Raw genomic sequence first — 18,092 nt, 5'->3', positions numbered from 1 at the left:
GCGCCATCACTTCGCCGCCAGCTTGACCTGCAGGGAGAACTTGACCGTCAGGCCCGGCGAGGGCTCGCTGTCGAGGTACTCCGTATACTTGCGGTTGAAGACGTTGTTGACGCTCAGCGCCGCGGAAGCCGATTCATTGTATTGATATGTCGAGAACAGATCGACCAGGCCATATCCGCCGGTCGGATTGAGCACGTTTTTGTCGCTGGCGTCGACCAGGGTCCAGCGCCCACCGACGGTGAGCGCGTCCTCGAGGAAGCGGAAGCCCAGCGTCGTCGAGATCCTGTCCGGCGGCACCGAGTTCAGGACCGCGTCGGTCGCGTCGTTCTTGCCCTCCGTGTGGGTGGCCGAGACCGAGATGAAGCCGCGCTGCCAGTCATAGGCGCCTTCCAGCTCGACGCCGGAGAGCGTCGCCTGGGCGATGTTGACGTATTGCTGCGACCATATTTCGAAACAGAGCTGCGGCCTCGTCTCGCAGACGCTCGCAGGCATGCCAGGGATGTAGGGCACGAGGTAGGGATCGCCCACCTGCTCCATGTCGATGTAGTCGTCGACCTTGTTGTGGAACGCCGTCGCCTTGGCGCGGAACCGGTCGCCGTCGATCAGGATATTGTCGTACTGGACGTTGACGCCGCCCTCGAGGTTGTGGCCGACCTCCGGCCTCAGGTTGAGGTTCGGCAGGATCATGAAGGCCGGGAACGGATGCATGCCGCCGATCAGGGTCTCGGTGATCGACGGGGCGCGGTAACCCTCGGCGTAGGTGCCGTAGAGCTCGATGCCCTGGATCGGCGTCACGCCGACAGTGAACTTGGGCGAGACGTGGCTGCCGTCCGACCGGTAAGATCCGCCCTCGAGCGTGTAGCTGTCATAGCGCAGGCCGCCGAGCACCCGCAGCCAGCCGCCATAGCGTACCTCGTCCTGGATGAAGCCGCCGAACAGCGTCCGCTCGCCCGATGGCGTGAAGGCACCGACATAGCCGCCGGCCCGGTCGATGACTTTCACATCGTCCCGTGCGCCGTCCAGGCCGTAGGTGAGGGTGTGGTCGAAGGCGCCCGTGGCGAAGCGGGTGGTGTTGTAGATGTCGAAGCCGTAGGTGTTGATCCGGTCCGACAGCTTGTCGCCGGGCTCGACGCCGAGCGCTCTATAGGTCGCGTTCGGCTCCAGCATGGTCTTCACGGTCTTGGTCTGCGTGAAGTAGGCCTTGGCGCTGAGGTCGAGCCACCAGATGTCCGGCCGCTGGAAGCGGTAGCCGATGGTGTAGGTCGAGGCGTCGGTGTCGTTGTGGAAGCGTGAGCCGCCGCTGCTGGTGCCGTTGTTGGTGTAGTCGAAGTTCTGCATCAGCGCGCTCAGGCTGATGGTCTGGCCTTCCGCCGGGCGGAAGTTCGCCTTCAGCAGGCCCCCCAGCACCTCCTGGCCGCTGTCGGGGATGGTGATGCCTGCGCCGTCCGCATAGGAGCCGTTGTCGCGGTAGACGAACTGGCCGTAGAAGTCCGCGACGGTGCCGTAGCGGGCCGCGGCCGATGTGCTGGTGAAGATGCCGCTGCCGTTGGTGCTGAAGCCGATCCGCTGCATCACGCCGTAGCGCTCCTGCTCGGTCAGGATGTCGTCGATCGTCTTGGTCGAGAGCGACACCACGCCGCCGATGGCGCCGGAGCCGTAGATGTTGGCGATGGGGCCGCGCGTCACATCCGCCTGACCGACGAACTCCGGGTCGAGATAGAACGAGCCGTTCGCGTTGTGACCGGAGATCTGGTAATCCTGCCGGGCGCCGTCGATCAGCACGTTGACGCGGCCGAAATCCTGCAGGCCGCGGATATTGACCGCCTGCATCGGATCGTTTGCCGACTCCGGCGTCGCCACGCCGGGGATGTTGCGCAGGATGTCCGAGACGCTGCCCGGCTGGATCTGCCGGATCTCCTCGCCGGTAACGACGGTGGCGCCGCCGAGCACGTCGATCGCTCTCTCGCCGGTCTTCGTCGCGGTCACGGTCACGGCATCGAGCGTGATGATGTCGCTGTCCGCCGGCACGACCGTGTCTGCCTCCTGCGCCTGGGCCGGCGCGGCAATGAGCAGGGCTGCCATCGAGACAGCGGCAAGATGAAGAGTGCGCAAACGCCCAGCCGATATCATTTCAGTCACTCGGTTCAATTTGTAGTTCTTCAAATCTGGAACAATTTCGCAATTGAACTTGTCGAAATCACTCCAAGGCTCTACACGAGAGACGTCCTGATGGAATAAAAAGTGGGAGTCAAGAAATTTATAAAGTATTGCAATGCTTTAGAATGTGCAGTTTTGCTTCATTCCAAATTGTGAACACTCAGTGTTCGCGCAGTTTCGATCGATTCTATTGTGAGAGAGGGGCGAGGTGATGCGGGGAATGAGAGGGGGCCGGGAGCGGCCCGGGCAAAGCGGGATCGAACGGCGCGCCGGAGGCATCCGGGCGCCGGGGAGGTTCGCATGATCGTGCCGCCGCGCCTGACCGCCTCGGTGCCCACCCTGGCTTCACTGAGCTTCGACGAGACCGTTGCCTTCTACGAGCGCCTGGGTTTTTCGGTGCAGTTTCGCGACCTTGGGCTGCTGGGCCTCGCCCGCGACGGCGTGCGCCTGCATTTCTGGCTGACCGGCAATCGCCGGGTGCCGCAGAGCACCAGTTGCTGGATCGACGTCGCCGGCATCGAGGCCCTGTTCGAGACCTTCGTGCCGCTCGGCATCATTCATCGCCGCGGCCAGCTCCAGACCAAGCCCTGGGGCATGCGCGAGTTCGACGTCGTCGACTGCCACGGCAACCTCATCCGCTTCTGCGAACCGGTGGCCGAGAACGTCTGAATGCTATCGAGGCGGGGAGGGGCGTCACTCCCGCCGCGCGGGCCCGAGGATCGGGTCTCGTCGTCTTCCGGCAAGGCCGAGGCGATGGCAGTGCGCCTGCCCGTGCACGGCGATGACGCCGCCTTGGAAAGGCTCGCCTGACGGTCGCCTGCCCCGGGGGCGCCGATGCGGCGCTCACCACACGAAACGTTCCAGCACGTGGTCGGGCCGCGCCCCTTCCTTGAGATAGATCGCCTCCAGGTCGGTCTCGCCGGCATGGATGCCGGCCAGGATCAGGGCGGCGTCGGCGCCGACTCCCTTGGCGCCGGCGATGTCGTGCTCCACCGAATCGCCGACGCCCAGCGCAGGCCCGTCGATGCCGATGATGGCGCGCGCCGTGCGATAGATCTCCGGATAGGGCTTGCCGATCCAGGTCACCGGCCCGCCGAGCGCGGCATAGGCACGGGCGATGCGGCCGGCGCCGAAGGCCGTGCCGCCCTCGACCAGCATGGTCATGTCGGGGTTGATGCACAGGGCCGGCACCTTGCGCGACGCCGCCGGCTCGAGCAGCGCCTCGTAGTCGGCCAGCGTCTTCTCCGGCGCCTCCGATCCGGCGATCAGCACCAGATCGGCCTCGGCCGCCGTCTCGGCGACGACGATGCCCAGGCCTTCGATCGGCGAGACGTCACCGTCGCGCGCCAGGATCAGGCAGCGCTTGGGCCGCTCGGAGGCGGGCCGGGCCGCGAGCTTGCGCCAGGCGACCTCGCCGGAGGACAGGAACAGGTCCCAGGACGAGCGCGAGAAGCCGAGCCGCTCCATCCGCTCCTCGTTGGGCGCCGAGCGCTTGCCCGAATTCGAGACGATCACGACCTTGCGCCCATCGGCGCGAAGCTGGCGCAGCGCCTCGATCGCGCCGGGATAAGGACTGGTGCTGTCGCGCAGCACGCCGAACTGGTCGACGAAGAACAGCTTGTAGGCCGGGGCGATGTCGCGCAGCCGAGTCATGCCTGTCCCTTCGCCAGTGCAAGCCGCGCCAGTCGCGCCGCGCCATAGGCGGCCTCGTCGGTGGCGGCGGTCGAGACTTCGACGCCGAGCTTGCGGGCGCGGATCGTGGTCCAGGCCGCGTTCTTGGCGCCGCCGCCGACCGAGATCACACGCCGCAGCCGGGGCCCGCCGAGATCGGCCAGCAGTCGGTAGCCGAGCGCTTCGATCGCGGCGATCCCCTCCAGCAGCCCCTGCAGGAACACGGCGTCGTCGGCAGGGCGCGGCGTGACGCGTGGGACAAGGTTGGGATCGGCGATCGGAAAGCGCTCGCCCGGCTTGGGCAGGGGATAATAATCCAGACCGCTGTCGCGGTTCGGATCGAGGTGGGGTTCGAGCTCGGCGATACGGTCGGCCGGAAAGAACTGGGCCAGGGCCGCGCCGCCCGAATTGGAGGCGCCGCCGGCCAGCCATCGCTCGCCGAGGCGATGGCTGTAGATGCCGTGCTCGGGCGAGAAGATCGGCACGTCCGAGAGCAGCTTCACCGTCAGCGTCGTGCCGAGGGCGCTGACCGCGTCGCCCGCCACGTCGGCGCCGGTGGCGAGGAAGGAGGCGCAGCCGTCGGTCGTGCCGGCGGCGACGAGCGTCCCTGCCGGGAAGCCGAAACGGGCGGCGACGGCGGGCAGCACGGGGCCGATCGCCGTGCCCGGTGGCACCACGGCGGGCAGCAGGGTGCGGTCGAAACCTGTGGCCGCGATCCAGTCCGGCCAGGCGCGGGCCACCGGATCGTAGCCGGTCTTGAGTGCATTGTTCTCGTCGGACACGTCCAGGCGACCGGAAAAGCGTCCGGCGATCCAGTCTGCTTGGTGCAGGATGCGCGCCGGCCCGGCCGAGGCGAGCTCGATCGCCTTGGCAAGGCCCGAGGTGACGCCATGCGCGGCGCTGGTCTTGGGCGCGACGCGGCCGATCAGGGCCGCAGCCTCGACGGCAGCGCCGTCATTGTACATGCGGCCCGGCCCGAGCGGCTTGCCGCCGGCGTCGACCGCCAGCATGGTGCCGGAGGTGCCGTCGACTGCCAGCGCCGCCACCCGGGCCGGATCGATCTGGCCGGTCAGCACGGCGAGAGTGGCCTCGCAGGCAGCCCACCACAGGGCCGGGTCCTGCGTGGCCGTGGCGCCGCTGCGCTCGGGTGCGGGCAGGGCGGTGCGGGCCTCGCCCATGATCCGGCCGTGCTCGTCGACGGCCATGGCGCGTACACCCGAGGTGCCGATATCGATGCCGATAACGAGCGACATGCGAAAACTCCACGATTTTGCCCTTGGGCTGCTCCATATTGCGTGGGAATCGCCGCAGCGCACAAGCTCGGAACATTGCCGATTGTGCTCTGCGGGACGCGCTCGGCCGGAATCTGCGCGCGACCATGCCTCCTGCCGGCTGCGGCGGCGCCTTGCCGCTCGCATGAGTCTTGCTTCTGGGGTAAAGCAACGCCGACCTTTCCCAAGGGATGCCCACAGTGCCGATGGACAAGACGACCGATCACCGCCTCTATTCCCCCGATACCGCGCTCGCAGTTGCCGACGACGGCGCGCAACTGCCCGAGGCGACGGGAGACGCACGCGGGTTTCGCGATCTCATCCTGGCCAAGCTCACCTATGCCGTCGGCAAGGACCCCGTCGTGGCGCGCGATCACGACTGGCTGCGTGCCCTCAGCCTGGCGTTGCGCGACCGGATCGTCGACCGCTGGATGGCGACCACCCGCAGCACCTACCGGACGGGCGGCAAGCGCGTCTACTACCTGTCGCTGGAGTTCCTGATCGGCCGCCTGCTCAGGGACGGCCTCAACAATATGGGCCTGCTCAACACCGCGCGCGAGGCGCTGGCTTCGGTCGGTGTCGACCTTGACTCGATCGCCGAGCTGGAGGCCGATGCGGCGCTCGGCAATGGCGGCCTCGGACGGCTGGCGGCCTGCTTCATGGAGAGCATGGCGACCGTCGGCGTGTCGGCCTATGGCTACGGCATCCGCTACGAGAACGGCCTGTTCCGCCAGAACATCGTCGACGGCTGGCAGACCGAATCGCCGGAGAACTGGCTTGCCTATGGCAATCCCTGGGAGTTTCCCCGCCGCGAGGTCGCCTTCGAGATCGGCTTCGGCGGCGCGGTCGAGGCCTCCGAAGGCTGGGACGGCTCGGCGGTGCATGCCTGGAAGCCGGGCGAGACCGTCCTGGCCGTGGCGCACGACACGCCGGTCGTCGGCTGGCGCGGCCAGCGCGTCAACACGCTGAGGCTGTGGTCGGCGCGCTCGCTCGACCCGATCTCCCTCGATGCGTTCAACGCCGGCGACCATATCGGCGCGCTCAATGCCCGCACCAGGGCCGAGTCGATCTCGCGGGTGCTCTATCCCGCCGATTCGACGCCTGCCGGCCAGGAACTGCGCCTCCGGCAGGAGTATTTCTTCACCTCCGCGTCGCTGCAGGACCTCGTCCGCCGCCACATGAAGCAGCATCGCGACATCAAGACCTTGCCGCGCAAGGCCGCGGTGCAGCTCAACGACACCCATCCGGCGATCGCCGTTGCCGAGATGATGCGCATCCTCATCGATATCCACGGCATGTCCTGGGCCGATGCCTTCGTCCTGACGCGCGAGACCATCTCCTATACCAACCACACCCTGCTGCCCGAGGCGCTGGAGGCCTGGCCGGTGCCGCTGCTGGAGCGGCTGCTGCCGCGCCACATGCAGATCATCTACGCCATCAACGCCCGCGTCCTCACCGAGGCCCGTGCCGCCGGCGCCGACGATGCCATGATCGCCGCGGTCTCGATCATCGACGAGGGCCATGGCCGGCGCGTGCGCATGGGCAACCTCGCCTTCGTCGGCTCGCACAAGGTCAACGGCGTCTCGGCGCTGCATTCGGAGCTGATGAAGGAGACGGTGTTCCGCGATCTCAACACCGTCTTCCCCGGCCGCATCACCAACAAGACCAACGGCATCACCCCGCGCCGCTGGCTGATGACCGCCAATCCCGGCCTCACCGCGCTGCTGCGCGAGACCATCGGCGACGCCTATCTCGACGATGCGGAGAAGCTGGTCGCGCTGGAGCCTTTCGCCAGGGATGCCGCGTTCCAGGAGCGTTTCGCCGCGGTCAAGCACGCGAACAAGGCGCGCCTTGCCAAGACTATCCAGCAGACGCTCGGCCTGCGGGTCGACCCCGCGGCGATGTTCGACGTGCAGATCAAGCGCATGCACGAATACAAGCGCCAGCTCCTCAACATCCTGGAGACGATCGCGCTCTACAATGCCATCCGCGCCCATCCCGACAGGAACTGGGTGCCGCGCGTCAAGATCTTCGCCGGCAAGGCGGCGGCGAGCTACACGTCGGCCAAGTACATCATCAAGCTGATCAACGACGTCGCCAAGGTGGTGAACACCGATCCGGCGGTACACAATCTGCTGAAGGTGGCATTCCTGCCCAACTACAATGTCAGCCTTGCCGAGGTGATCATCCCGGCTGCCGACCTTTCCGAGCAGATCTCGACAGCCGGCATGGAAGCCTCCGGCACCGGCAACATGAAGTTCGCGCTGAACGGCGCCCTCACCGTCGGCACCCTCGACGGCGCCAATGTCGAGATGCGCGACCATGTCGGACCCGAGAACATCTTCATCTTCGGCCTGACTGCCGCCGAGGTTGAGGCCCGTCGGGCCAGGGGGCTCGACCCGAGGGCCAACATCGAGGCCGACCAGGGCCTCGCCGAGGTGCTGGACGCGGTCGGCTCGGGCGTGTTCTCGCCCACCGACCCGCAGCGCCACTGCGGCACCGTCGACAACCTCAAGAATTCCGACTGGTTCCTGGTCACCGACGATTTCGCCAGCTACGGCGCCATCCAGCGCGAGATCGACCGGCTCTGGGGCAAGCCTGCGCTCTGGCGTGAAAAGGCGATCCTCAACGTCGCCCGCATGGGTTGGTTTTCATCGGATCGCACCATCCGCGAATATTCCGACGAGATCTGGGGCTTGCCGACGATCAAGGTGGGTTGAGGCGATTCCGCGTCACGGCCGCAGCGGCGCCGGTGCGTAGCCGCACCGGCGCCGCTCGTTATCGCTCCGCTTCGCTCAATGCCCGGTGCCGGTGCTGAGCGTTCGCCCATCCTGATGAAAAGACCGGCAAATTTGCCGGCCTTCGGCCGGTCCGACGGTTGACGGTGCCGGTAAAAGCCCTAGCCTGTCCCAAGGAGCGGGGCAGCCGCCGGCTCGATCGGGGTGGAGGCGGATTGGGACAGGGCAACGGCAAGACAACCGGCGCAGGGGAGCGCTTGCCCGCCCGCAAGGGCAAGGCAGGAGCGCAATGGCGCCTGTCCGAAGTTGCGGTCGCTGCTCTGGCCGCAGGTCGTCATGCCGATCCTTTCGCGGTGCTCGGGCCGCACGAGACGCCGGCCGGCCTCGTCGTCCGCGCCTTCGTGCCGGGCGCGCGGACGCTGGCGGTCCTGTCTCCCGGCGGGGAGCAACTGGCCGAACTGGCCTGCCGCGACGAAGACGGCCTCTTTGAGGGGCTGGTACCGGGCGGACAGCGGCTCTATCGGCTGCATGCGGCCAATGCCGGCGGCGAATGGACGTTCGAGGATCCCTACCGCTTCGGCGCGCTCCTCGGCCCGATGGACGATTACCTCCTCACCGAGGGGACCCATCTGCGGCTCTGGGACAAGCTCGGCGCCCGTCCGCTGGTGCACGAGGGCGTCGAGGGCGTGCATTTCGCCGTCTGGGCGCCGCATGCCAGGCGCGTCTCGGTGGTCGGCGACTTCAACGCCTGGGACGGACGGCGCCATGTCATGCGCAAGCGCATCGACACGGGCGTCTGGGAGATCTTCCTGCCCGGCGTCGGCGTCGGTGCCTATTACAAATATGAGATCATCGGGCCGACCGGCGCGCTGCTGCCGCTGAAGAGCGATCCTTTCGCCTTCTCCAGCGAGATGCGTCCGGGCACGGCGTCGAGAGTGGTCTCGACGCAGCCCTTCGTCTGGACCGATCGGGAGTGGATGGAGCATCGCCCCCGCGATTGGCGGCGCTCGCCGATGTCGATCTACGAAGTGCATCTGGGCTCGTGGCGGCGCGGCGAGGACCAGCGCTTCCTGACCTATGACGAGCTGGCCGACCGGCTCGTGCCCTATGTGGCCGATCTGGGCTATACCCACATCGAGCTCCTGCCGGTCAGCGAGCATCCGCTCGATGCGTCCTGGGGCTACCAGCCCACCGGCATGTTCGCGCCGACCAGCCGTTTCGGCACGCCGGAGGCCTTTGCGCGCTTCGTCGACCGGGCGCACCGGACCGGGCTCGGCGTCATCCTCGACTGGGTGCCGGCGCATTTCCCGACCGACAGCCATGGCCTTGCCTGGTTCGACGGCTCGGCGCTCTACGAGCATCCCGATCCGCGGCGCGGCTTCCATCCCGACTGGAACACGGCGATCTACGATTTCGGCAAGCGCGAGGTGGCGAACTTCCTGATCGCCAATGCGCTGTTCTGGCTCGAACGCTTCCACATCGACGGCCTGCGCGTCGATGCCGTCGCCTCGATGCTCTATCTCGACTATTCGCGCCGGGCGGGCGAGTGGCTGCCCAATGTCCGCGGCGGCCGCGAGAACCTCGACGCCATCGCCTTCCTGGAGCGCATGAACCGCGAGGTCTATGCCGCCCAGCCCGGCATCGTCACCATTGCCGAGGAGTCGACGGCCTGGCCGGGCGTGTCGCGGCCGGTGTACGAGGGCGGGCTCGGCTTCGGCTTCAAGTGGAACATGGGCTTCATGCACGACAGCCTCGCCTACATGAAGCGCGAGGGCGTGCACCGCGCCTGGCATCACGACGACCTGACCTTCGGCCTGATCTATGCCTTTGCCGAGAACTTCGTGCTGCCGCTGTCCCATGACGAGGTGGTGCACGGCAAGGGCTCAATCGTGAACAAGATGTCGGGGCTCGAAGGCGAGAAGTTCGCCACGCTCCGCGCCTACTACGCGCTGATGTGGGGCTATCCCGGCAAGAAGCTCCTGTTCATGGGCCAGGACTTCGCCCAGCGTCGCGAGTGGAACGAGAATGTCGGCCTCGACTGGGACCTCCTCCAGTATGGCCCGCATCGCGGCGTCAACGACCTCGTCCGCGACCTCAACCGGCTCTACTGCGACCGCCCGGCGTTGCACGCTCGCGATTGCGAGGGCGAGGGCTTCGAGTGGCTGGTGGTGGACGACAAGGCCAACTCGGTATTCGCCTGGGCGCGTCATGCGCCGGGTGCCAACCCGATCGCCGTCGTCGTCAACCTGACATCGATGCTGCGCAGCGACTATGTCCTGCCGCTGCCGCGTCCGGGCCGCTGGGCCGAATGCCTCAACACCGACGCCGGGCGCTATGCCGGCGACAATCGCGGCAATCTCGGCGGCGTCATCGCCCATGACGCGCCCTGGGGCGGCAAGCCGGCCCATACGCGCCTGACCTTGCCGCCGCTGTCCGCGCTCTACCTGGAATGGACGGGGGAATGACGCCGTGACGTCGTGGCGGGCATCGGTTCCGATCGAGGATGGGACGGTGCGGCCGGCGTCCCGCTCTCTCGCACCTGTCTTGCCCGGCCTCGGGCATTGCCCTTCGAGGAGCGGCCATCGCCGCCTCCGCGCACCGATCCGGACGCTGCGACGAGGCTCGGCGCAAGACCTCCGGCAATATGGGCAAAGGCCCGAACCGATCTGAAATCCGCGTGGGAGGATTTACGATGACGAGACAGGCACCTTCGATGAGCGCCCCGCTCGCCCGCTCGGCCATGGCCTATGTCCTGGCCGGCGGGCGCGGCAGCCGCCTGATGGAACTCACCGATCGCCGCGCCAAGCCGGCGGTCTATTTCGGCGGCAAGAGCCGCATCATCGACTTCGCCCTGTCCAACGCGATCAACTCCGGCATCCGCCGCATCGGCGTCGCCACCCAGTACAAGGCGCATTCACTGATCCGACACCTGACGCGCGGCTGGAACTTCCTGCGCACCGAACGCAACGAGAGCTTCGACATCCTGCCGGCGAGCCAGCGCATTTCCGAGGATCAGTGGTATGCCGGCACCGCCGACGCGGTGTACCAGAATCTCGACATCATCGAGACCCATTCGGTCGAATACATGATCGTCCTGGCCGGTGATCACATCTACAAGATGGACTACGAGATGATGCTCCAGCAGCATGTGGAGCAGAACGCCGACGTGACCGTCGGTTGCCTGGAAGTGCCGCGCATGGAGGCGACCGGCTTCGGCGTCATGCATGTCGACGACAAGGACCGCATCGTCGCCTTCGTCGAGAAGCCCAAGGACCCGCCCGGCATCCCGGGCAATCCGGAGATGGCGCTCGCCTCCATGGGCATCTACGTCTTCTCGATGAAGTTCCTGGAGCAGGAGCTGATCCGCGACGCCAACGATCCGAAATCGAGCCGCGACTTCGGCAAGGACATCATTCCCCACATCGTCAAGCATGGGAAGGCGGTGGCCCACCGCTTCACCAAGAGCTGCGTGCGGTCCTCGCACGAGAACGAGGCCTATTGGCGCGATGTCGGTACGGTCGACGCCTATTGGGAGGCCAATATCGACCTGACCGACGTGGTGCCGGCGCTCGACCTCTACGACCGGGAATGGCCGATCTGGACCTATTCGGAGATCACGCCGCCCGCCAAGTTCGTGCACGACACCGATGGCCGGCGCGGCAAGGCGGTGTCCTCCCTGGTGTCCGGCGGTTGCCTGGTCTCGGGAGCCTCGCTGAAGCGCTCGCTGCTGTTCACCGGCGTGCGGATCAACTCCTATTCCGATGTCGAGAACGCGGTGGTGCTGCCCTATGTCAGCATCGCCCGCTCGGCGCGCCTGAAGAATGTGGTCATCGACCGCGGCGTGCAGATCCCGGAGGGGCTGGTGGTCGGCGAGGATCCGGTGCTCGACAACCGGCGCTTCCGCCGCACGGACAAGGGCATCTGCCTGATCACCCAGCCGATGATCGACAGACTCGGCACATGAGGGCATATCCTGCGCCTCTCCCGCCCTGGGTGAGGCTCCTGCCGCGGCGCCGCAGCCCGGACTTTCCAACAGCCGGATCGTAACGGGCCGACGGCCCGGGGCGATCCCTCCCAGCCGGACGATCCGTCCCGCTCGCCAGGACCCATGATCACAGTTCTCGCCGTCGCCTCCGAGATCCATCCGCTGGTCAAGACCGGGGGGCTGGCCGACGTCGTCGGCGCGCTGCCCGCGGCGCTGGCGACGCAGGACGTCGCCGTCACCACGCTGGTGCCCGGCTATCCCGCAGTCATGGCCGCGCTCGAAGCGCCGAAGACGGCGGCGGTGATCGAGGACTGTTTCGGCGGCAAGGGCACGCTGAGGCGGGGCCGGGCGGCGGGGCTCGACCTCTTGGTGCTCGACGCCCCCCATCTCTACGACCGTCCGGGCAATCCCTATCTCGGACCCGACGGCCGCGACTGGCCGGACAACGCCCGGCGCTATGCCGCGCTGTCCTTCGCCGCCGCGGCGGCGGCCCGGGGACTGGCGAAAGGCTACCGGCCCGACATCCTGCATTGCCACGACTGGCAGGCGGCGATGGCGCCGGCTTACCTGCATTATGCCGGCGGAGCGCGGCCGCGGACGGTGATCACCGTGCACAACCTGGCCTTCCAGGGCCAGTACCCTCGCGCCATGCTGCCCGACCTCAGGCTGCCGCTGCAGGCTTTCGCCCTGGATGGGGTCGAATATTACGGCATGATCGGGTTCCTGAAGTCCGGCCTGCATTTCTCCGACCGCATCACCACGGTCTCGCCGCGCTACGCCGCCGAGATCCGCACCGCCGAGGCCGGCATGGGGCTGGAGGGCCTGCTCGCCGGCCGGTCCGACGTCCTGTCCGGCATTGTCAACGGTCTCGACGAACGCGAATGGGATCCGGCCGCCGACCGACGGATCGCGGCCACCTACACCGCGCGCACCCTGGGTCGGCGCGCCGTCAACCGGGCCGAGCTGGAGGCGCGCTTCGGCCTGGAGCCGGGCAACGGGCCGCTGATGTCGGTGGTCAGCCGGCTGACCTGGCAGAAGGGCATGGACATCCTGGCGGAGGCGCTGCCGCATCTCGTCGCCTCCGGCGCGCGCCTGGCCCTGCTCGGCTCCGGCGACAAGGACATCGAGGCCGCCTTCGCCCAGGCCGCCGAGCACTTTCCCGGCCGCGTCGGCGTCGTCTTCGGCTATGACGAGAGCCTGTCGCACAAGCTGTTCGCCGGAGCCGACATGACGCTCGTGCCCTCGCGCTTCGAGCCTTGCGGCCTGACCCAGCTCTACGGCCTGCGCTACGGCTGCGTGCCGGTGGTGGCCCGGGTCGGCGGCCTGTCCGACACCATCGTCGACGCCAACGACGCCGCCCTGGCGCTGAAGGCGGCGACCGGCGTGCAGTTCCAGCCGGTCAATCGGCCGATGCTCGAGGACGCCATTTCCCGCGCCGTCGCCCTGTTCCACGACAGGCCGCTGTGGCAATCGATCCAGAGGCGCGGCATGGGCCTCGATCTGTCCTGGACCTCGCGGGCCGGCGCCTACGCCCGGCTCTACCGGGAGATGCTGGAATGACCGCCGCCTGCCCTCTCACGTCGTGCCGGCTGGATTCCGATGCCTGACACCGCCGCTCTTCTGGCCTTCGCCCTGATCGCGCTCGGCATGGTGCTGACGCCCGGCCCGAACATGATCTATCTCGTTTCCCGCTCGATCTGCCAGGGGCGCAAGGCCGGGCTGGTGTCGCTCGGCGGCGTGGCGGTCGGCTTCCTGTTCTACATGCTGAGCGCCGCCTTCGGCATCACTGCGCTGCTGCTGGCGGTGCCCTACGCCTATGATGCGTTGAAGCTCGCCGGCGCCGCCTATCTGCTCTGGCTGGCCTGGCAGGCGGTGAGGCCCGGCGGGCGCTCGCCGTTCCAGGTCAGGAACCTGCCGGCGGACCCGCCGCGCAAGCTTTTCCTGATGGGGTTGATAACCAACCTGCTCAATCCGAAGATAGCGGTGCTGTATCTGTCGCTGCTGCCGCAATTCATCGATCCGGCCAGGGGCGACGTGTTGTTGCAGCTCCTGATCCTCGGCTCGATCCAGATCGCCATCAGCCTGTCCGTCAACGCCCTGATCGCCACTGCCGCCGGCTCGATCAGCGTCTTCCTTGCCGCCCGCCCGCTCTGGATGCGCCTGCAACGCTGGCTGATGGGCGCGGTTCTCGCGGGCCTCGCCGTCCGCATGGCGACGCAGGCCCAGCGTTAGGGGGCAGGGATGGCTGGGGACGAGATGAGCTCAAAATCGCCGCGTCTCCCCCCAACCCCTATCTGATCGCACACCCAAACCCTTCGACCGTGGAGGTTCAGATGATCCGCACCGTCCCGACCAAGCCCTTCGAGGGCCAGAAACCCGGCACATCCGGCCTGCGCAAGAAGGTGCCGGTGTTCCAGCAGCCCGGCTATGTCGAGAATTTCGTGCAGTCGATCTTCGATTCGCTCGAAGGCTTCGCCGGCGGGACCCTGGTGGTCGGCGGCGACGGACGCTACTTCAACCGCGAGGTGGTGCAGATCGTGCTGAAGATGGCTGCGGCCGCCGGCTTCGGCCGCGTCATGGTCGGGCAAGGCGGGCTCCTGTCGACGCCGGCTGCCTCGGCCGTGATCCGCAAGCACAAGGCCTTCGGCGGCATCGTCCTCTCCGCCTCGCACAATCCCGGCGGACCGGACGGCGACTTCGGCATCAAGTACAACATCGGCAATGGCGGCCCAGCGCCCGAGAAGATCACCAACGCGATCTTCGCCCGCACCGTGGCGATCGCGGAATATCGCATCCTCGACGCGCCCGACGCCGACCTCGACCGGATCGGCACGACGCAGCTCGGCGGCATGACGGTCGAGGTGATCGACCCCGTCGCCGACTATGCCGAGCTGATGCAGTCGCTGTTCGACTTCGATGCCATCCGTGCCCTGTTCCGGTCGGGTTTTCGCATGCGCTTCGACGCGATGTCGGCGATCACCGGCCCCTATGCCCACCGCATCCTGGAGCAGGCGCTCGGCGCCGCGCCCGGCACGGTGGTCCACGGCACGCCGCTGCCGGATTTCGGCGGGCATCATCCCGACCCGAACCTGGTCCACGCCAAGGATCTCTACGACCTGATGATGGGCCCGGATGCCCCCGATTTCGGCGCCGCCTCGGACGGCGACGGCGACCGCAACCTGATCATCGGCCGCGGCATCTTCGTCACCCCGTCCGACAGCCTGGCCCTGCTCGCCGCCAACGCCCATCTGGCGCCGGGCTACGCCAAGGGCATCGCCGGCATCGCCCGTTCCATGCCGACCAGCCGCGCCGCGGACCGGGTGGCGCACAAGCTCGGCGTCGGCATCTACGAGACGCCGACCGGCTGGAAGTTCTTCGGCAACCTCCTCGACGCCGGCATGGCGACGATCTGCGGCGAGGAGAGCGCCGGCACCGGCTCCAACCACGTGCGTGAGAAGGACGGCCTGTGGGCGGTGCTGCTATGGCTCAACATCCTGGCGAAGCGCCGGCAGAGCGTGCTCGACATCGTCCGCGAGCACTGGACGACCTATGGCCGCAATTATTATTCGCGCCACGACTATGAGGAGGTGGCGACCGAGAAGGCCAATGCGGTGGTCGACGCCATCAAGGCGGCGTTGCCGACGTTGCCGGGACGGAGCTTCGGGGGCCTGAAGGTCGAAGCGGCCGACGACTTCGCCTATCACGATCCGGTCGACGGCTCGGATTCGGCCCATCAGGGCCTGCGCGTCCTGTTCGAGGACGGCTCCCGCATCATCTACCGCCTCTCCGGCACCGGCACCGCCGGCGCGACGCTGCGCATCTACATCGAGCGCTTCGAGCCCGACCCGGTGCGGCATGGCCAGGAGACGCAGGCGGCGCTCGCCGACCTGATCGCGCTCGCCCGCCAGCTCGGCGACGTGCCGGGGCATACGGGGATGGCGGAGCCGTCCGTGGTGACGTGAAGCGCAGGGGGCGGGAGGAGCCGGATGCCGCGGGGGCCTGTTTGCGCGCGATCGCAGGCAGTCCCGAGGCCGTCGGCGATGCGCTGCGCAGGCCGCGTGTACGGCGTCAGAGCCGCGGCGCGCAGGCCCGGCGCCGCAGCCCGGTCTCGCCGGCCTGCCAGTCCCGCAGGGCCACGATCCGACGGGCGGTGCGGTCGTTCGGCACCTTCTCGGCCAGGGCGTAGGTCCGCCGCATCAGCGCCTCCGCCAGGGTCTTGCGGTCGCCGAGGGCGGCAAGGTCCGTCCCGGTGATCGGATCGCCGATCGCCACCGGCAGGACGGTGCCGATGCGGTCGCGCACCTCCTTGAAGATCAGCGACAGGCGCAGGGCAAGGTGCACATGGCTGGCGATCTGGAACAGGCGGCTGTTCTGGCCGCCGAAGAACACCGGCACCACCGTCGCCTTCGAGCGCTGGATCAGCTGCGCCGTGAATGGTTGCCAGGGGGCGTCGATGGCTGGCCGGCGGCCGAGCTTGTCGGGTGAGGTGGAGACGCCGCCCGCCGGAAAGACGATGACGCAGCCGCCCGCCTCCAGTCGCTGGCGGGCCAGGGCGCGGGTGCGCAGGTTGGTCCGCATCGCCTCCTCGGTCTCGGCGAAGTCGACCGGCAGCAGGTGCTCCGCCGTCTCCGGCGCATGCAGCAGCACCGCATTGGTCAGGATGACGAAGTCGCGCCGCACCTGCTCGATCAGCCAGGCGATGACGATGCCGTCCAGCACGCCGTAGGGATGGTTCGCCACGATGACGCAGGGGCCGCTTGCCGGAATCTTGGCGATCTGGCTCCGGTCGAAGCGGACGTCGAGCTCGAGTTGGCGCACCGCGGCGGCGAAGAAGCTCTCGCCGGCGACCGGGTTGCGCTGGTTGGCGAGGTAGAGGCGCTTCAGCCGCGGCTGGCCGGTGACGGTCTCGATGGCGCGGATCAGGGCGCGTTTCGGCAGAGAGAACGTCGGGTCGGCATAGGTGAACTGGACGTCGGCCATGACGGATCTATCGATGCTTCCCATGACGGGATGATGACGGGGCGCCGCAGCTTCTCCTACGCGCACGCGCCCCGCGCCGCATCGATCGTACGAGAGGAAACGGAGTGGCGGGTTGTCGCAGCCCCGCCATCGACGACGCCGGTCTGCGCGGCGGCGAGCGCCCGCCGGCGATCAGGCGGCCTGCTCGCGCTCGAGCAGGGCGCGCTTGCGCTCGACGCCCCAGCGATAGCCTGACAGGGCGCCGTCCTGGCGCACGACGCGATGGCAGGGGATCGCCACCGCGATCGCGTTGGCGGCGCAGGCCTGCGCCACGGCACGGACCGATGTCGGCGAGCCGATCCGGGCGGCGATCTCGGCGTAGCTCGCCGTCTCTCCGGCCGGAATCTTGCGCAGAGCCTGCCAGACCCGCTGCTGGAACGCCGTGCCGCGCACGTCGAGCGGCAGGTCGAGGCCGAGCGCCGGCGCCTCGACGAAGCCCACCACCTGGGCCACCAGTGCGTCGAAGGCCGGGTCGCCCCCGACCAGTCGCGCCTTGGGGAAGCGGTCCTGCAGGTCGCGGGCGAGCCGGTCGGGATCCTCGCCGAGAAGGATGGCGCAGACGCCCCGATCGCTGCGCGCGACCAGGATGGAGCCGAGCGAGCACTCGCCGATCGCGAACAGGATCTCGGTGTTGGCGCCGCCGGCGCGATAGTCGGAGGGTTTCATGCCGAGCACCTCGTTCGACGTGGCATAGAATCGGCCGTTGGAGTTGAAGCCGGCATCATAGAGCGCGCCGGTGACGCTGGCGCCCGGACGAGTGAGCTCGTCGCGCACCCGCTTGGCGCGATGGGCGCTGGCATAGGCCTTCGGCGTCACTCCGGTCACCGACTTGAACAGTCGGTGGAAGTAATAGGGGCTGAAGCCGGCTTGCCGCGCCAGGCCGGCAAGGCCCGGCATGTTCTCGCCCGCCTCCTGGGCGGCCTCGATGCGCCGGCAGATCTCGGCGATGACGGCGGCATTCTGCGCCGCCAGCCCGGTCTGGTCCGGCCGGCAGCGCTGGCACGGCCGGAAGCCGGCCTGCTCGGCATCCTCGCAGGTCGCGTGAAAGGCGACGTTCTCCGGCTTGGCCCGCCGCGAGGGGCAGGAAGGCCGGCAATAGACGCCGGTCGAGCGCACGGAATAGTAGAACTGGCCGTCGAAGGTGCGGTCCCGCGCCACGATGGCCTGCCAGCGCGGATCGCTCTGGGTCGCCATGGCGATGGCGGCCGTGCCGGTGGTGATGCTCATGATCGTCGTCTCGTCGCGTCTGGT

At 68.0% G+C, this 18,092-nt stretch carries 12 protein-coding genes; 7 read left to right on the top strand and 5 right to left on the bottom strand.

The features are described 5' to 3' along the window. Positions 1 to 6 precede the first annotated feature (6 nt). The gene (locus AC27L4_RS28630; protein ID WP_487146021.1) at positions 7 to 2,082 is read right to left on the bottom strand and encodes a TonB-dependent hemoglobin/transferrin/lactoferrin family receptor; all 2,076 of its coding nucleotides are present in this window, start codon (positions 2,080 to 2,082) and stop codon (positions 7 to 9) included. Positions 2,083 to 2,457: 375 nt separating this feature from the next. Between AC27L4_RS28630 and AC27L4_RS28625 the strand changes: the two genes are divergently transcribed. Further along, positions 2,458 to 2,826, top strand: coding sequence for a bleomycin resistance protein (locus tag AC27L4_RS28625; protein ID WP_487146020.1), 369 nt, complete (start codon positions 2,458 to 2,460; stop codon positions 2,824 to 2,826). A 174-nt stretch (positions 2,827 to 3,000) separates the two neighbouring features. On the opposite strand, the gene AC27L4_RS28620 is transcribed toward AC27L4_RS28625, so the two are convergent. Beyond that, positions 3,001 to 3,810: a TIGR01459 family HAD-type hydrolase gene (locus AC27L4_RS28620; protein ID WP_487146019.1), complete on the bottom strand. Its 810-nt coding sequence runs from the start codon at positions 3,808 to 3,810 to the stop codon at positions 3,001 to 3,003. Next, positions 3,807 to 5,081 carry an FGGY-family carbohydrate kinase gene (locus AC27L4_RS28615; RefSeq protein WP_487146018.1) on the bottom strand — a complete coding sequence of 425 codons (1,275 nt, stop codon included), beginning with the start codon at positions 5,079 to 5,081 and terminating at the stop codon, positions 3,807 to 3,809. Before AC27L4_RS28615 ends, AC27L4_RS28620 begins: the two co-directional genes overlap by 4 nt. A gap of 224 nt (positions 5,082 to 5,305) precedes the next feature. Here AC27L4_RS28615 and AC27L4_RS28610 point away from each other — a divergent pair, with 224 nt between their 5' ends. The 6 genes from AC27L4_RS28610 to AC27L4_RS28585 all read left to right on the top strand — a co-directional run bounded on the left by AC27L4_RS28610 (position 5,306) and on the right by AC27L4_RS28585 (position 15,784). Further along, positions 5,306 to 7,819 carry a glycogen/starch/alpha-glucan phosphorylase gene (locus AC27L4_RS28610; RefSeq protein ID WP_487146017.1) on the top strand — a complete coding sequence of 838 codons (2,514 nt, stop codon included), beginning with the start codon at positions 5,306 to 5,308 and terminating at the stop codon, positions 7,817 to 7,819. Positions 7,820 to 8,094: 275 nt separating this feature from the next. Beyond that, positions 8,095 to 10,302, top strand: a complete 2,208-nt coding sequence (gene glgB / locus AC27L4_RS28605; protein ID WP_487146016.1) for a 1,4-alpha-glucan branching protein GlgB — start codon at positions 8,095 to 8,097, stop codon at positions 10,300 to 10,302. A gap of 227 nt (positions 10,303 to 10,529) precedes the next feature. Continuing rightward, positions 10,530 to 11,801, top strand: coding sequence for a glucose-1-phosphate adenylyltransferase (gene glgC, locus AC27L4_RS28600; RefSeq protein WP_487146015.1), 1,272 nt, complete (start codon positions 10,530 to 10,532; stop codon positions 11,799 to 11,801). Positions 11,802 to 11,945: 144 nt separating this feature from the next. Next, positions 11,946 to 13,382, top strand: coding sequence for a glycogen synthase GlgA (gene glgA, locus AC27L4_RS28595; protein WP_487146014.1), 1,437 nt, complete (start codon positions 11,946 to 11,948; stop codon positions 13,380 to 13,382). 39 nt (positions 13,383 to 13,421) lie between these two features. Further along, entirely contained in the window at positions 13,422 to 14,054 is a 633-nt protein-coding gene (locus AC27L4_RS28590) for a LysE family translocator (protein ID WP_487146013.1), read from the top strand. A 101-nt stretch (positions 14,055 to 14,155) separates the two neighbouring features. Continuing rightward, positions 14,156 to 15,784, top strand: a complete 1,629-nt coding sequence (locus AC27L4_RS28585; protein ID WP_487146012.1) for an alpha-D-glucose phosphate-specific phosphoglucomutase — start codon at positions 14,156 to 14,158, stop codon at positions 15,782 to 15,784. Between the two features lie 106 nt (positions 15,785 to 15,890). Here AC27L4_RS28585 and AC27L4_RS28580 read toward each other — a convergent pair whose 3' ends face one another. Next, a complete protein-coding gene (locus AC27L4_RS28580; RefSeq protein ID WP_487146011.1) occupies positions 15,891 to 16,802 on the bottom strand; it encodes a lysophospholipid acyltransferase family protein in 912 nt (303 codons plus the stop codon). A 171-nt stretch (positions 16,803 to 16,973) separates the two neighbouring features. After that, positions 16,974 to 18,068 (bottom strand): bifunctional DNA-binding transcriptional regulator/O6-methylguanine-DNA methyltransferase Ada, encoded by a 1,095-nt coding sequence (ada, locus tag AC27L4_RS28575; RefSeq protein WP_487146068.1) that lies wholly within the window; start codon positions 18,066 to 18,068, stop codon positions 16,974 to 16,976. Between the last annotated feature and the right edge of the window lie 24 nt (positions 18,069 to 18,092).

The sequence above is a fragment of the Labrys sp. Lb11 genome (assembly GCF_057554225.1).
The sequence above is the reverse complement of the archived record's forward strand: the minus strand, read 5'-3'. Positions and strand labels throughout refer to the sequence as shown.

What these genes read in the sequence shown, in the direction of transcription:
- AC27L4_RS28590 (WP_487146013.1), top strand. Translation starts at nt 13,422, where the DNA reads ATGCCTGACACCGCCGCTCTTCTGGCCTTCGCCCTGATCGCGCTCGGC.
- AC27L4_RS28630 (WP_487146021.1), bottom strand. Translation starts at nt 2,082, where the DNA reads ATGGCAGCCCTGCTCATTGCCGCGCCGGCCCAGGCGCAGGAGGCAGAC.
- AC27L4_RS28620 (WP_487146019.1), bottom strand. Translation starts at nt 3,810, where the DNA reads ATGACTCGGCTGCGCGACATCGCCCCGGCCTACAAGCTGTTCTTCGTC.
- AC27L4_RS28580 (WP_487146011.1), bottom strand. Translation starts at nt 16,802, where the DNA reads ATGGCCGACGTCCAGTTCACCTATGCCGACCCGACGTTCTCTCTGCCG.
- glgA (WP_487146014.1), top strand. Translation starts at nt 11,946, where the DNA reads ATGATCACAGTTCTCGCCGTCGCCTCCGAGATCCATCCGCTGGTCAAG.
- glgC (WP_487146015.1), top strand. Translation starts at nt 10,530, where the DNA reads ATGACGAGACAGGCACCTTCGATGAGCGCCCCGCTCGCCCGCTCGGCC.
- AC27L4_RS28585 (WP_487146012.1), top strand. Translation starts at nt 14,156, where the DNA reads ATGATCCGCACCGTCCCGACCAAGCCCTTCGAGGGCCAGAAACCCGGC.
- AC27L4_RS28610 (WP_487146017.1), top strand. Translation starts at nt 5,306, where the DNA reads ATGGACAAGACGACCGATCACCGCCTCTATTCCCCCGATACCGCGCTC.
- AC27L4_RS28625 (WP_487146020.1), top strand. Translation starts at nt 2,458, where the DNA reads ATGATCGTGCCGCCGCGCCTGACCGCCTCGGTGCCCACCCTGGCTTCA.
- AC27L4_RS28615 (WP_487146018.1), bottom strand. Translation starts at nt 5,081, where the DNA reads ATGTCGCTCGTTATCGGCATCGATATCGGCACCTCGGGTGTACGCGCC.
- ada (WP_487146068.1), bottom strand. Translation starts at nt 18,068, where the DNA reads ATGAGCATCACCACCGGCACGGCCGCCATCGCCATGGCGACCCAGAGC.